The 12,362-nt window shown below is 42.1% G+C and carries 11 protein-coding genes; 3 read left to right on the top strand and 8 right to left on the bottom strand.

The window, feature by feature from the left end; genetic code table 11:
* Positions 1-333: 333 nt before the first annotated feature.
* The 6 genes from I3254_RS12835 to ppsA all read right to left on the bottom strand — a co-directional run bounded on the left by I3254_RS12835 (position 334) and on the right by ppsA (position 5,862).
* A complete protein-coding gene (locus I3254_RS12835) occupies positions 334-573 on the bottom strand; it encodes a hypothetical protein (RefSeq protein ID WP_238053128.1) in 240 nt (79 codons plus the stop codon).
* Between the two features lie 354 nt (positions 574-927).
* The gene (gene rplI, locus I3254_RS12830; RefSeq protein ID WP_057759378.1) at positions 928-1,434 is read right to left on the bottom strand and encodes a 50S ribosomal protein L9; all 507 of its coding nucleotides are present in this window, start codon (positions 1,432-1,434) and stop codon (positions 928-930) included.
* A gap of 20 nt (positions 1,435-1,454) precedes the next feature.
* Positions 1,455-1,685, bottom strand: a complete 231-nt coding sequence (rpsR, locus tag I3254_RS12825) for a 30S ribosomal protein S18 (RefSeq protein WP_010198808.1) — start codon at positions 1,683-1,685, stop codon at positions 1,455-1,457.
* A 16-nt stretch (positions 1,686-1,701) separates the two neighbouring features.
* Entirely contained in the window at positions 1,702-2,106 is a 405-nt protein-coding gene (rpsF, locus tag I3254_RS12820) for a 30S ribosomal protein S6 (protein WP_101205443.1), read from the bottom strand.
* Positions 2,107-2,397: 291 nt separating this feature from the next.
* A complete protein-coding gene (locus I3254_RS12815; RefSeq protein WP_238053127.1) occupies positions 2,398-3,351 on the bottom strand; it encodes an RDD family protein in 954 nt (317 codons plus the stop codon).
* 126 nt (positions 3,352-3,477) lie between these two features.
* Positions 3,478-5,862 (bottom strand): phosphoenolpyruvate synthase, encoded by a 2,385-nt coding sequence (ppsA, locus tag I3254_RS12810; RefSeq protein WP_101205441.1) that lies wholly within the window; start codon positions 5,860-5,862, stop codon positions 3,478-3,480.
* Between the two features lie 778 nt (positions 5,863-6,640).
* Between ppsA and I3254_RS12805 the strand changes: the two genes are divergently transcribed.
* The 3 genes from I3254_RS12805 to sthA all read left to right on the top strand — a co-directional run bounded on the left by I3254_RS12805 (position 6,641) and on the right by sthA (position 9,755).
* Complete coding sequence (locus I3254_RS12805) at positions 6,641-7,474, top strand: pyruvate, water dikinase regulatory protein (protein ID WP_238053312.1); 834 nt, start codon at positions 6,641-6,643, stop codon at positions 7,472-7,474.
* 129 nt (positions 7,475-7,603) lie between these two features.
* Positions 7,604-8,005: a DUF4377 domain-containing protein gene (locus I3254_RS12800; RefSeq protein WP_238053126.1), complete on the top strand. Its 402-nt coding sequence runs from the start codon at positions 7,604-7,606 to the stop codon at positions 8,003-8,005.
* A 100-nt stretch (positions 8,006-8,105) separates the two neighbouring features.
* Entirely contained in the window at positions 8,106-9,755 is a 1,650-nt protein-coding gene (gene sthA / locus I3254_RS12795) for a Si-specific NAD(P)(+) transhydrogenase (RefSeq protein ID WP_057759390.1), read from the top strand.
* A 103-nt stretch (positions 9,756-9,858) separates the two neighbouring features.
* Here the strand turns inward: sthA and I3254_RS12790 are convergent, their stop codons facing one another.
* Together I3254_RS12790 and I3254_RS12785 are read right to left on the bottom strand one after the other, a co-directional pair.
* Complete coding sequence (locus I3254_RS12790) at positions 9,859-11,049, bottom strand: ABC transporter permease (protein WP_238053125.1); 1,191 nt, start codon at positions 11,047-11,049, stop codon at positions 9,859-9,861.
* The gene (locus tag I3254_RS12785) at positions 11,049-12,359 is read right to left on the bottom strand and encodes an ABC transporter permease (protein WP_238053124.1); all 1,311 of its coding nucleotides are present in this window, start codon (positions 12,357-12,359) and stop codon (positions 11,049-11,051) included. Before I3254_RS12785 ends, I3254_RS12790 begins: the two co-directional genes overlap by 1 nt.
* Positions 12,360-12,362 lie beyond the last annotated feature (3 nt).

The following is a 12,362-nucleotide window of genomic DNA, read 5'->3' as shown; positions in this document are numbered from 1 at the left end:
AAACGATATTGGACCAACTATCTGCATCACTAACGATACGAAATTTTAAAGGGGCATATTTTATAGCAAATAGACGCCGCTAGGAAATAGATTCGTTAAATAGTTGGCGCTGTTGACAAAAAATTGAGAGATACTTAATTTTGAAATGACGGAAATCAGTAAGAAAACGTCGAAGACGTGTGTGGAAATACTTGTATAACTAGCAATTGCTAATACTTCAAACCAAAAAAAACTGGCCATCTATAATGACCAGTTTTTGTCTAAACAATATTTATCTACCTGAGTAATAACTATTTTTAGGATAGGTATTCTAAGGAGTGCCCTGATTGACAGTTAGGCAATCTTATCAAAAAAAGCTTTGTTATTGGTAGCAGTTTCAGTATCAAAGCTGACGTAAATGCCCTGATCATCCAATGTGGCATACCAATGATCATCATTGCCACTGGTCAGCAGCTGAAAGTATTTGTCATTGACTATTCTGCCAACTGTATACACCTCACCTTCGGAGTAGTATGCATTACCTTGAATACAGATAAGCTTGTCATCGGTATGGATGTTATTATTTTCTTTCATGTTCTTGCGCCCTATTAGTACATTAGATAGCAGTAGATTATCAATTCTGCTAATAGTAATAAAGATGATTATATAGGCAGTATCTTGTTGTTTGGTATAGCGTTTTTAAGGTAGTTGTTGCATTTAGTTACTACAACATTGCATAGATAACACCGCTATCATAGCAATAGATTTTTTGAGAATCCTAAGCTGTTTAGGAATATATAAAATCCTAATTTATCGAGATAAAGGGGTGTAAGTTAGCGATATAAATAGTCTAAATACATAGACTTTAATGTCAAAAATGACGCACGTAAAAAAGCCAGCAACCTAAGTTGCTGGCTTTTTGCAGACTGAGTCTAACTATATAGAAGATTACTCTTCAGAATAGTCTTCTTCAGCAGCTTCTTCGTCAGCTGAATCTTCGTTGTTACCATCTTCAGAAAGAATAGTAACTAAGATGCTAGCAGTAACGTCATGGTGTAGCTGAATATCAACATTGTATTCGCCAACTTGACGTAGAGTGCCTTCAGGTAGCTTGATTTCAGCACGGTCTACTTCTAGACCTGAGTTAGTCAATGCTTCAGCGATATCGCGAGTACCGATAGAGCCGAATAGCTTGCCTTCGTCACCTGATTTAGCACGCATGATAACATTAACGTCAGTCAATGCATCAGCACGCTCTTGAGCAACAGCGATCTCTTTTGCTTCTTCAGCTTCAAGTTCAGCGCGACGTGCTTCGAACTTTTCAATGTTAGCTTTAGTAGCAGGTAGTGCTTTGCCCTGAGGGATAAGAAAGTTACGTCCGTAACCTGGTTTTACATCGACAGTTTCACCGAGTTTACCAAGGTTGACGATACGCTGTAACAAAATAATTTGCATGAGTCATTCCTAGTTAGCGGTTAACCTTGATGGTTATCAGTGTATGGAAGTAGCGATAAATAACGAGCTTGCTTGATAGCAGTCGCTAATTGACGCTGATATTTAGTAGATGTACCAGTAATACGGCTTGGTACGATTTTACCATTATCACTAATGTACTGTTTTAGCAATTCAACATCTTTATAGTCGATGTGAGTGATGCCTTCAGCAGTGAAACGGCAGAATTTGCGACGGCGATAGAAACGTGCCATGAGTATTCTCCTTTAATTAGTCTTCACTGTTGTCGTTGTCGTCATTATCGTTTTCACGATTGTCTGGACGACGAGTAGTTGCTTTGCGTGCGCGTTTTTCATCGGCATTCTTGGCTAACTGCGACTCTTCAGTGACAGCTTCGTCACGGCGCATAACTAGACTACGAATGATCGCGTCGTTATAACGGAATAATTCTTCAAGTTCAGCTAAAGTTTCACCGTCAGTTTCAATGTTGAAAAGAACGTAATGAGCTTTGTGAATCTTGTTGATTGGATAAGCCAGTTGACGACGGCCCCAATCTTCTAGACGATGGATAACACCGTTGTTGTCTTGAACTAACTTGATGTAGCGCTCAACCATGCCGACCACTTGGTCGCTTTGGTCTGGGTGTACAAGTAACACCAGTTCGTAATGTCGCATTATGACTCCTTACGGATTAGTAGCTATTAACCCTATGTTAATAGCAAGGAGATTTATAAGGTAAGCCCAATTCTAGTCATATTTTATAAAAAACAATCAAGAATAAGCTTAGTTTATAAAGCGCCGTATTATAACAGTACTCGGCAACTAACACAAAGGTTAATCATCAAGCTACTGCCAATAAAATATAAAAAGAGGCTAAATAAGCTTTGCTAAATAAAAAAGCCGCGATAGTACGCAGCTTTTTTAATTATAACGAGCTATAAAACCAATAACCAAACCAAAATACTGTTATTCAGATTTTGACTTCTTTACTAGTTGGCTACTGTCTGCTTTGACCACTAAGGTTTTGGCAAGTTTGTCATGCCAACCAATATTTTCAGGGCTCTTCGATGCCATGTAATAATGGATAGCTAAAGGTATGAATACTATAAATGAAGTAGAAAGAGGCATGTAAATTAATGCTAATACAAGCGTGCGTATTACAACCAATTTGACAAAAGAAGGCAAACGATGAGTTGTCTGGTCGACCACCCGAATACCAGTAATTAGTTTGCCTAACGATTGACCTCGTAAGATAATAAAAAGTAATTGCAAAGCGATAAGACCGAATACCATGACATTCGACATTAGCTGTGTCGCTTTCGGAATGCGTTCTGATAAAGTTGCCGAGTATTGAAGTGCTGCATCTATACTTTGAAAGCTTGTAGGTATGTCGCCTAAGTTTTTCATAGCCAACATTAATGGTAAGAATGCCATTATCAATAGCAGCCAATCAAGTGCCGTCGCCAATACTCGCGACATAATCGGGGCAAGTACCACGTTGCCCACGGTTTTATCTTTGTCTGCAACAGCCTTTTTGAGAGTCGACTTGTTTAATGACACATTGTTGTGCGGCGTTTGATGACGATTGGTCGTCATATCGGCCTTCACATTTTTAGGACGTTCAGGCTTGCCATATAGTCTGTCTAACGATACTGACTTATCATCTTTCGCTTTGTTGGTATCTTCAGGGAAGACGGTCACGTTATTGATGATGGAGTCGTTTACTTCAGGCGTGTTAGCACCGGTCGGGCGATAAACCGTTTGGTTATTGGTAAGATCACCTACGCGCTGCCACTGAGCTAAGCCTTCATGCCACATCAAATCATCAAGCAATACTTCACCAGATGCCAGCATGATATTCAGCTGCTCCAACTGATATGGGCCAGCTTGTACGTTATTTCGAGCAAGGAAAATCTGCATAATTGCCTGCATAGTTAGTCATGTCTTAGGACATTATATTAGGGTCTATTTGAAAAAATCAAATAGACCCTAATAGTGGTATCTTTAATGACTGTGTGAATGACCGCTGTGACTAAACGTAGCGGTTTACTTCGCTTCTTCACCAGCTAAGAAGAACCAAGTATCTAATACTGAGTCAGGGTTCAATGACACTGAGCTGATACCTTGTTCCATTAGCCAGAAAGCTAGATCTGGATGGTCTGATGGACCTTGACCACAGATGCCGACGTATTTGTTTTGCTTACGGCAAGCTTCGATAGCCATAGACAATAGTTTCTTAACAGCAGGATCACGCTCATCAAATAGATGAGAGACGATACCTGAATCACGGTCAAGACCAAGCGTTAACTGAGTCAAATCGTTAGAACCGATTGAGAAACCATCGAAATGCTCTAGGAACTCTTCTGCCAATAAGGCGTTGGTTGGTAGCTCACACATCATGATGACGCGTAGACCATTTTCGCCACGTTTTAGACCATTTTTCTCAAGTAATTCGATGACTTCTTTGGCTTCGCCAACAGTACGTACGAATGGAATCATGATCTCAACGTTGGTCAAGCCCATGTCATCACGTACACGTTTTAGTGCTTTACACTCAAGCTCAAAACAGTCACGGAAGTTATCAGACACATAACGGCTAGCACCGCGGAAACCAAGCATTGGGTTCTCTTCTGATGGCTCGTATAACTTACCACCAAGCAGGTTAGCGTATTCGTTTGATTTGAAATCTGACATACGAACGATCACTGGCTGATCCATAAAGGCAACAGCTAGCGTTGAGATACCTTCGACCAATTTATCAACATAGAAGTCAACAGGTGATGCATAGCCTGCGATACGCTCTTGGATTGCTTGTGAAATTTCACGTGGCAAGCTGTTCATGTTTAGCAAAGCTTTTGGATGCACACCAATCATACGGTTGATGATGAACTCTAAACGTGCAAGACCAATACCTTCGTTTGGCATTTGGGTGAATGAGAATGCGCGATCTGGGTTACCAACGTTCATCATCACTTTGAATGCTAGCTCTGGCATAGATTCAACAGAGTTGGTCTGCACTTCAAAATCAATCTGGCTTTCGTAGATGAAACCAGTGTCACCTTCAGCACAAGAAGCAGTTACGTCTTGACCATCAACCAATAGCTCAGTTGCGTTACCACAACCAACGATAGCTGGCACACCTAGCTCACGCGCGATAATAGCGGCGTGACAGGTACGACCACCACGGTTGGTGATGATAGCAGAGGCGCGCTTCATAACTGGTTCCCAATCCGGATCAGTCATGTCTGATACTAATACGTCGCCTTCTTCTACTTTGTCCATCTCGTTTAGGTTGCTAACGATACGCACTTTACCTGAACCGATACGTTGACCGATTGAACGACCTTCACACAATACTTTTGCGCCAGTCGTGTCGATGACATAACGTTCCATTACGTTGCTGTCTTGACGGCTCTTAACAGTCTCAGGACGTGCTTGAACGATAAAGATTTCGTTAGTATCGCCATCTTTTGCCCACTCGATGTCCATCGCTTGGCCATAATGCTGTTCAATCGTTACCGCTTGCTTGGCAAGTGAAGTTAGCTCTTCAGTCGATAACGAGAACTGCATGCGATCTTGTTTTTCAACATCGACAGTTTTAACTGATTTAGCCGTGCTGCCTTCATCACCATAAACCATTTTCTTATGCTTGCTACCTAGGTTACGGCGAATAACTGACGGTTTGCCATTGGCTAGCAATTTCTTAGAGATGTAGAACTCATCTGGGTTAACCGCACCCTGTACAACCATTTCACCTAGGCCATAGCTTGACGTGATGAATACCACTTGATCAAAGCCACTTTCGGTATCTAGCGTGAACATAACACCAGCAGCACCAGTCTCTGAACGTACCATACGCTGTACGGCAGCAGATAGTGCAACACCTTCGTGCTCAAAACCTTTGTGTACACGGTAAGAGATTGCACGGTCGTTATATAGAGAGGCAAATACTTCTTTAATAGCAATTAGGACGTTATCAATACCGCGAATGTTCAAGAAGGTTTCTTGTTGACCGGCAAATGACGCATCTGGCAAATCTTCAGCAGTGGCAGAAGAACGTACAGCAACAGCGATGTCTTCGCCGCCACTCATGGTCTCAAATGATTGACGTACTTCTTGCTCAAGATCTTTTGGCAGTTCTTGTTCAATAATCCAAGTACGAATCTTTTTACCAGTAGCCGCAAGCTTATTAACATCATTTACGTCTAGTGTTTTTAGCTCGCTGTTGATTTTGTCAAGCAAGCCTGTTTCAGTCAAAAAGCGGTTGAATGCATTTGAAGTGGTGGCAAAGCCGCCTGGAACACTAACGCCTAAATCAGAAAGATGGCTGATCATTTCGCCAAGCGAAGCGTTCTTACCACCAACCATTTCGATGTCGTCTTTTCCTAGCTGATCAAGATTGATTACAAGTGCTGTAGATTGCGCTGCCATGATAACTCCAGAAAATAAGGTTATTTAGTAAAGATTATAACGGTGAATTATACCGCCATATTAGGACAATTTCGAGGGTTTTCACCAAAAAACTTGTTAAAAATATACAAATTGTGGGGTTTGCTACATAAATTAGAGCCAGTCCCATCAAGTTTCGTATTTACTCAGATGAAAAATGTGATTGTTAGTGACGATGTTGTACGCTTATAAAAGCCAATTACTGCATAAAATAAACGTATTCAAATAGGCCACATCTAGAGCATTTCCATAACTTATGTTTCAATATTATGTATCTGTATAAACAAAGCATAATAGAAGAAGCATAAAAAAAGCCTTAATGAGAGGTGAATTAACTATGACGACAATATGAAAAACAATGTTGGTGCTAAGTGTACGCCTGTAACATTGATTTCTATTAAGAAGCTAATATGCGTATAATGTAGCGCATAGATAGTTGATGCACATTGTATAATAAATGTGCGGTATAGGTACTGAAAAAGGCTCGTTTGAAGTAGGCAGTTATAAAGCCTAGTTATACGAGTTATAAAGGTAACTGTAAAAATCTAAGTAAAAGCCACACTATTAATGATAGTCAAAGTAATGCTATTAATAGTCAATAACTGCTAAACATTTACCAAGTCTGAATTATTACTAAGATCTATACCAGAAACTAAATGAAGGTCATTATTGAGTTTTCAACCGAGGTGTCAACGATATGTACTCAAGCAATCCATCTGAACAAGTTAAGTCCACTATCCAAAATCGCCATGCGCTAAACTTGGACAGCTCACAGGCGATTAGAACGGCGTTTTTTATCTCAGATGGCACAGCGATTACGGCTGAGACACTTGGACGCGCTATTTTGAGTCAGTTTGCCTCAGTTCCTTTTGAGACAAGAGTATTGCCATATGTCGATAGCTTAGAGCGTGCTGAAGATGCGGTTGAACAAATCAATATGGCGCATCAGCGTGATGGGTCGTTACCATTGGTTTTCGATACGATCGTCAATCCTGAGATTCGCGAAAAAATTAACTCAGCGCATAGCTGTAATTTAGATATGTATGAAGGTCTGATTGGCCGTGTTGCAGAAGAGACTGGTGTGGAGCCAGATGGTCATTCAGGGCATGCACATGATGATGTCGACTCTGAAACTTATAAAGAGCGTATCGATGCAGTGCATTTTGCCTTAGACAATGACGATGGCGCGCGTACTCGTCACTATAATGCCGCCGATATTATTTTGGTGGGTGTATCGCGCTCAGGTAAGACGCCGACTTCTTTATACTTAGCATTACAATTCGGTATTCGAGCGGCTAACTATCCTTTGACCGAAGATGACTTGTACGACAATCAGTTGCCGAAAGCTTTACGTGAGCACAAAGATAAGCTGTTTGGTTTGCTTATTGATACTGATCGCTTAGTAAAAATCCGTCAAGAGCGCCGTGCAGGCAGTCGTTACTCAAGCTATCAGCAATGTCAGCAAGAGCAGCGCGCGATTCAGGGTATCTATATCACGCACGGTATCCCAAGCTTAGATGTATCGGAGATGTCTGTTGAAGAGATTGCCACGCGTATTTTGCAGATGACAGGTCTCAAACGCCGTATTGGATAGTGAATGTCAGCTTAAACAGTATCTGTTCAATCGGTATCAATAAGTGTTCAGGCAGCTTTAATAAATGCGCAAAAAACACTAATAAACATACATCATTTCATCCTAGATAATTATCATATAGAGAATACTATGATTTCAGCCTATCAATCTATAAAGCCATCGTTGTTAATGGCAGGTTTAATCAGTGCAGCGACTTTACTGAGTGCTTGTCAAACATCACCATTTGCAAAGGATCCAGTACCTGAGCCGCGCTATATTCCAAGTATTGTATTGGGAGAAGCACAGACACTGACCGTCATGCCAAACCGTGTGGCCTGTGCCTCAGAACTGCCAATGCAGTGCCTACTTGCTAAGTCTAAAGACGGTAGCGTATTCCAGATTCCTTATGACTGGATCGACGATTTTAAACCAACCCTTGGTACAGAGTACATTATTAGCGCCCGCCCGCAGATTGATGAAGGGCAACAGAGCGCTACTGGTCACTGGACATTGCAAAACATATTGTCACAACGTATGGTGGGCATGCCTTAGTAGGGCGGTATTCATTTATCTACATGATACTAACTCATCTACATATTGATTCATTTATATCTCAAACATTTACTCGATAAATAAATATAAAGAGGACATCATGGTAAGTAAAAGTGCAAGCGACGAGACCAATGATACTGGTAAAGATATTCATACCGAAGTATCAAATAAATCTAGCGGACACGTGCCAAGCCCTGAACATACCGAAGGTAAGAACAAAAAAGAAAAGATAGAGCAGACTCACGAGCAAGTGACTGATGATGTCATGCATCATCCTGACTTAGTGAATCCGCTCGATGACACACGAATCGATATCAAATCTGGATTTACCAAAGATTCTCGTCGACTAAAAAGTGACGATCACGAGTATGAGTATGATGCGGTGGTTTTAGGTGCAGGTCCTGCTGGTGAAGCCGCTGCCATGAAGCTGACTAAATCTGGTAAAAGAGTGGTCGTCGTCGATCCGCGTGATCAAGTAGGAGGTAACTCTACTCACGTCGGTACAATTCCAAGTAAAGCATTGCGCCAATCTGTATTTAACTTGATTAACTTCCGTCGCGATCCAATGTTTACTAAGGCGATGGAATATAAGCAAGTACCGCTAAATGAAGTACTCGCCAAAGCGCGTCAAGTTATTCGTCGTCAAGTCAGTACGCATACACGCTTTTATGAGCGCAACCGTATCGAAGTCATCCAAGGTTGGGCAAGTTTCATTGACGCACATACGCTACGTATTGAAGTCGATGAAAATGTTTATGAAACCATCACTTTCAATAAAGCCATCATCACTGTCGGTAGCCGTCCTTACCGTCCTGAGATTTTAGACTTTAACCATCCACGCGTTTTTGACTCTGACAAAATCTTGCAAATGGATTATGTGGTCAAAAAAATCATCATTTATGGTGCAGGGGTTATTGGCTGTGAGTATGCGTCTATCTTTACTGGTCTTGGCTACAAAGTTGATCTAATCAATAACCAAGATCAATTGCTTAATTACTTAGACAGCGAAATCAGTGATGCCATCGCGCATGACTTTAGACAGTTCGGTGTGCTTATCCGTAGTAACGAAGAGATTGATCATCTTGAGACTCATGATGATTATGTAGTCTTGCACCTAAAGAGCGGCAAGCGCATCAAATCTGATGCCATTCTTTGGTCAAATGGTCGCTCAGGTAATACAGAAGGCCTGAATTTAGAAGCCATTGGGCTAAAAGCAAACGGCCGTGGTCAGCTAAAAGTAGATGATACTTACTGTACGGACGTCGACAATATCTATGCTGCTGGCGACGTAATCGGTTGGCCGTCACTAGCCTCTGCCGCCTACGACCAAGGTCGCTGTGCCGCTGCCTTTATGGTTGGTGATAGTGATGCTGAGCCAGTATCTAGTGTACCGACGGGTATCTATACGATTCCTGAAATCTCTTGTATCGGTAAGACAGAGCAAGAGCTCACGGATGAAAAAGTTCCATATGAAGTGGGTCAGGCGTTCTTTAAGCATTTGGCACGTGCCCAAATTATCGGTGAACGTTCGGGTGTATTAAAGATATTGTTCCATCGTGATACGTTAGAGATTCTAGGCATCCATTGCTACGGCAACCACGCTTCAGAGATTATTCACATCGGTCAAGCAGTGATGAAGTGTAAGAGCAATAACACGCTTGAATACTTTGTAAATACGACTTTCAACTATCCAACGATGGCAGAAGCATATCGTGTGGCGGCATTGAATGGTTTGAACCGAGTGTTTTAAACCATTGTCTATTTATATCGTATAAATAAAAAAGCGCCTACTACTATATTATTAATAGTGCAGGCGCTTTTTTTATGCTCATAGGTTTCATTAATTTGAGGATTTACAAGTAGGCTCTTGGTTGCGGAATACGCTTGCGTAAAAATAGCAATAAAACAAAATAGAACAACCACAAACCAGCCAACGCATAAAATCCTACAGCGACTTGAGAAACACTGGCACCCATTTGGTTAAGCTGAACAGAGGTATTGATTGCAGGGGTAGTCGGTACCAGCCAACGTATTACTTGTAATACTTGAGGCAATTGGTCTGCTGGCCAAGGGTAGCCGCTTAAGAAAAATATTGGTAAGGAGATAAAGATTAAGATCTGCATACTGCGCTCACGCTGCCGGAACCATAATCCGAGCACGCAGCCGAGCGTTGCGACTGTCGGACAAAATAGTGCCAAAAATAGCAGCGTACCAAGCATGTTTTGTCCGCGTGGATAATGATGTAGCTCAAACGCCCACCCATAATAAAAGCAGCCAACGATAAAGCTAAGTGAGCTCAAAGCCCCAATCCGTCCTAGCCAGCCACGTATACTGGTACTATGACGGCGCTGCTCATACCATGTGCCAATCAGCATCGCTGTCGCCATCAAAAGTGTCTGCTGTAAAATAATAACAGAGACAGCAGGTACGACATAAGCACCATAGCCCTCGGTTTGGTTATACAGTGGCATAATCCGTAGCGGTACGGCTTGAGTATTCTGTGCTGCGGTAGGTGCATAAGCGCCTTTCGCAATGCTTTTCTTTACCTTGATACCAGCCGATACCGTACCTACTGCTTGAGAGAACCCCAGTTGGACGTTTTTATTTAAAATAAAATAACCACCATTACCCAGTACGCTGACGTGTGCTTGCTCTCCGGACTGAACTTGCTCTTCAAGACCAGCTGGAATCACCATATAGCCTGCAATTTGATCTGACCATATGGCTTCTTTGGCCGCCTGCTCATTGATAAATCGTTCAGTATCTAGGTATGGACTAGCACTCGCATAGCGAACGAGAGTACGCGATAAGTTGCTGTTGTCATGATCAATGATACCTACTGGCACATGATTGACCACCTCAGACGAGTAGGGCCAAGGGTAGAAAAACCCATAGATAATAGGGGCAATAATTAACATCAAAAGTACGCCTTTATCGCCAAAGACGTCTTTGAAAGTTTGAATAAAGATGGTCCAAAAACTTTGCGAAGCAGGAGTGTCGGTTAAATTAGCTTTTGAGTGTGTATGATTTGATTGTGCAGACATTAGCGTGCTCCCCAACGTTCAGGATGCGCCAATGCGCGTTTGGTTAATAGTGCCGCAAGTACTAGCGCTATTATGACCGCAAACATAAGGCCATAGACGATAGGTAGCGAGATGGCGATCGGTGCTTGCATTTGTAACTGTGCAATATGGAGTTTGAGATAATGCGTTAGCGGCAGAGCATTTGACCAATATTGTGCACTATCACTAATCGCAATATATGGAAAGGTAACACCGGCAAAGGCGTAAGAAGGCGCTGAAATAAATCCGGTGGTCGATAGACCCATACGTAATGAAAAAGAATTCAAAGTAAAAATAGCACCTAACCAAAACGACAATACCATTAGGCACAGAAACCCAGCGTAGACTGCCATAAGAGACATGATATTGATATTCTGATTGGACGTTGCCAGCCATAATATCAACGCTGACCACAAGCTATATGCCAGTATTGGCCAAAAGTATTTACCCAATAAGCCAAATACTAAAACTGATAAGCTGACCGAATGGGGCACTTTTTCGCTTGACGATGATGTTTTGTTATTGCTGCTATCTTGTTTGGTTGATAGCGAAGATGTCGTTTTTGAAGTTTTAGATAAGGTTAGATTAGGCTTTTCTGTATCAATAAAACGGTACCAGCGACCGATATTTTTATCACGTAACTCGCGGCCAATTGTAGTTGCGCCAATGACCATTGCCAATATATGTAATAAGGCAGGTATGACAGTCGATGCCAAAAACTGCTGATAGTTGGTCGCAGCATTGAATAAGCTAATACGCTGCACACTGATAGGCGCATAAGCCGTCATCGCTTGTGATGGCGCTACGCCTTGTTTGACCAATCGCTTGATCTCTACACCTGCGGATAATGTACTAGCGACCGCTTGGACACCTGCCTGAATAATACCAGAGTGCGTACCGTACTGTGCATTAACTTGTAGAGTCAACGGAGCAGGCTGGCTCGATAATATATTACGAGAAAAGTCCTCTGGGATAATGACGACAGCGTAAATATCGCGCTGTAAAATGGCAGCCTCTGCATCCGCTTGGGAGTAATACAGCTGTCTGACCGTCAAAGTAGGACTGGCCTCTAAGTAACGGACGGCAGTATTGGCAACAGCGCTGTTGTCTTGATCGATGACTCCGATAGGCAAATCGGTAATTTGAGTCTGTGAAAATATCCACCATATTAGCAGCACCGTTGCCAGTGGTATCCATACCACCATGCTAAAGTCCCAATGATTTTTTGCCAAAAAACGGCGCTCGTAGGCTGCACTGCGTAAAAAAGCCTCACTTAATTTAGTCAAGTGCATGGC

The organism is Psychrobacter sp. Ps2, from assembly GCF_022129405.1.
Classification (GTDB): Bacteria; Pseudomonadota; Gammaproteobacteria; order Pseudomonadales; family Moraxellaceae; genus Psychrobacter.
This window is presented reverse-complemented; position numbering and strand designations above follow the sequence as displayed.

What these genes read in the sequence shown, in the direction of transcription:
- rpsR (WP_010198808.1), bottom strand. Translation starts at nt 1,685, where the DNA reads ATGGCACGTTTCTATCGCCGTCGCAAATTCTGCCGTTTCACTGCTGAA.
- I3254_RS12785 (WP_238053124.1), bottom strand. Translation starts at nt 12,359, where the DNA reads ATGCACTTGACTAAATTAAGTGAGGCTTTTTTACGCAGTGCAGCCTAC.
- I3254_RS12790 (WP_238053125.1), bottom strand. Translation starts at nt 11,049, where the DNA reads ATGTCTGCACAATCAAATCATACACACTCAAAAGCTAATTTAACCGAC.
- ppsA (WP_101205441.1), bottom strand. Translation starts at nt 5,862, where the DNA reads ATGGCAGCGCAATCTACAGCACTTGTAATCAATCTTGATCAGCTAGGA.
- I3254_RS12815 (WP_238053127.1), bottom strand. Translation starts at nt 3,351, where the DNA reads ATGCAGATTTTCCTTGCTCGAAATAACGTACAAGCTGGCCCATATCAG.
- sthA (WP_057759390.1), top strand. Translation starts at nt 8,106, where the DNA reads ATGGTAAGTAAAAGTGCAAGCGACGAGACCAATGATACTGGTAAAGAT.
- rpsF (WP_101205443.1), bottom strand. Translation starts at nt 2,106, where the DNA reads ATGCGACATTACGAACTGGTGTTACTTGTACACCCAGACCAAAGCGAC.
- I3254_RS12835 (WP_238053128.1), bottom strand. Translation starts at nt 573, where the DNA reads ATGAAAGAAAATAATAACATCCATACCGATGACAAGCTTATCTGTATT.
- rplI (WP_057759378.1), bottom strand. Translation starts at nt 1,434, where the DNA reads ATGCAAATTATTTTGTTACAGCGTATCGTCAACCTTGGTAAACTCGGT.
- I3254_RS12800 (WP_238053126.1), top strand. Translation starts at nt 7,604, where the DNA reads ATGATTTCAGCCTATCAATCTATAAAGCCATCGTTGTTAATGGCAGGT.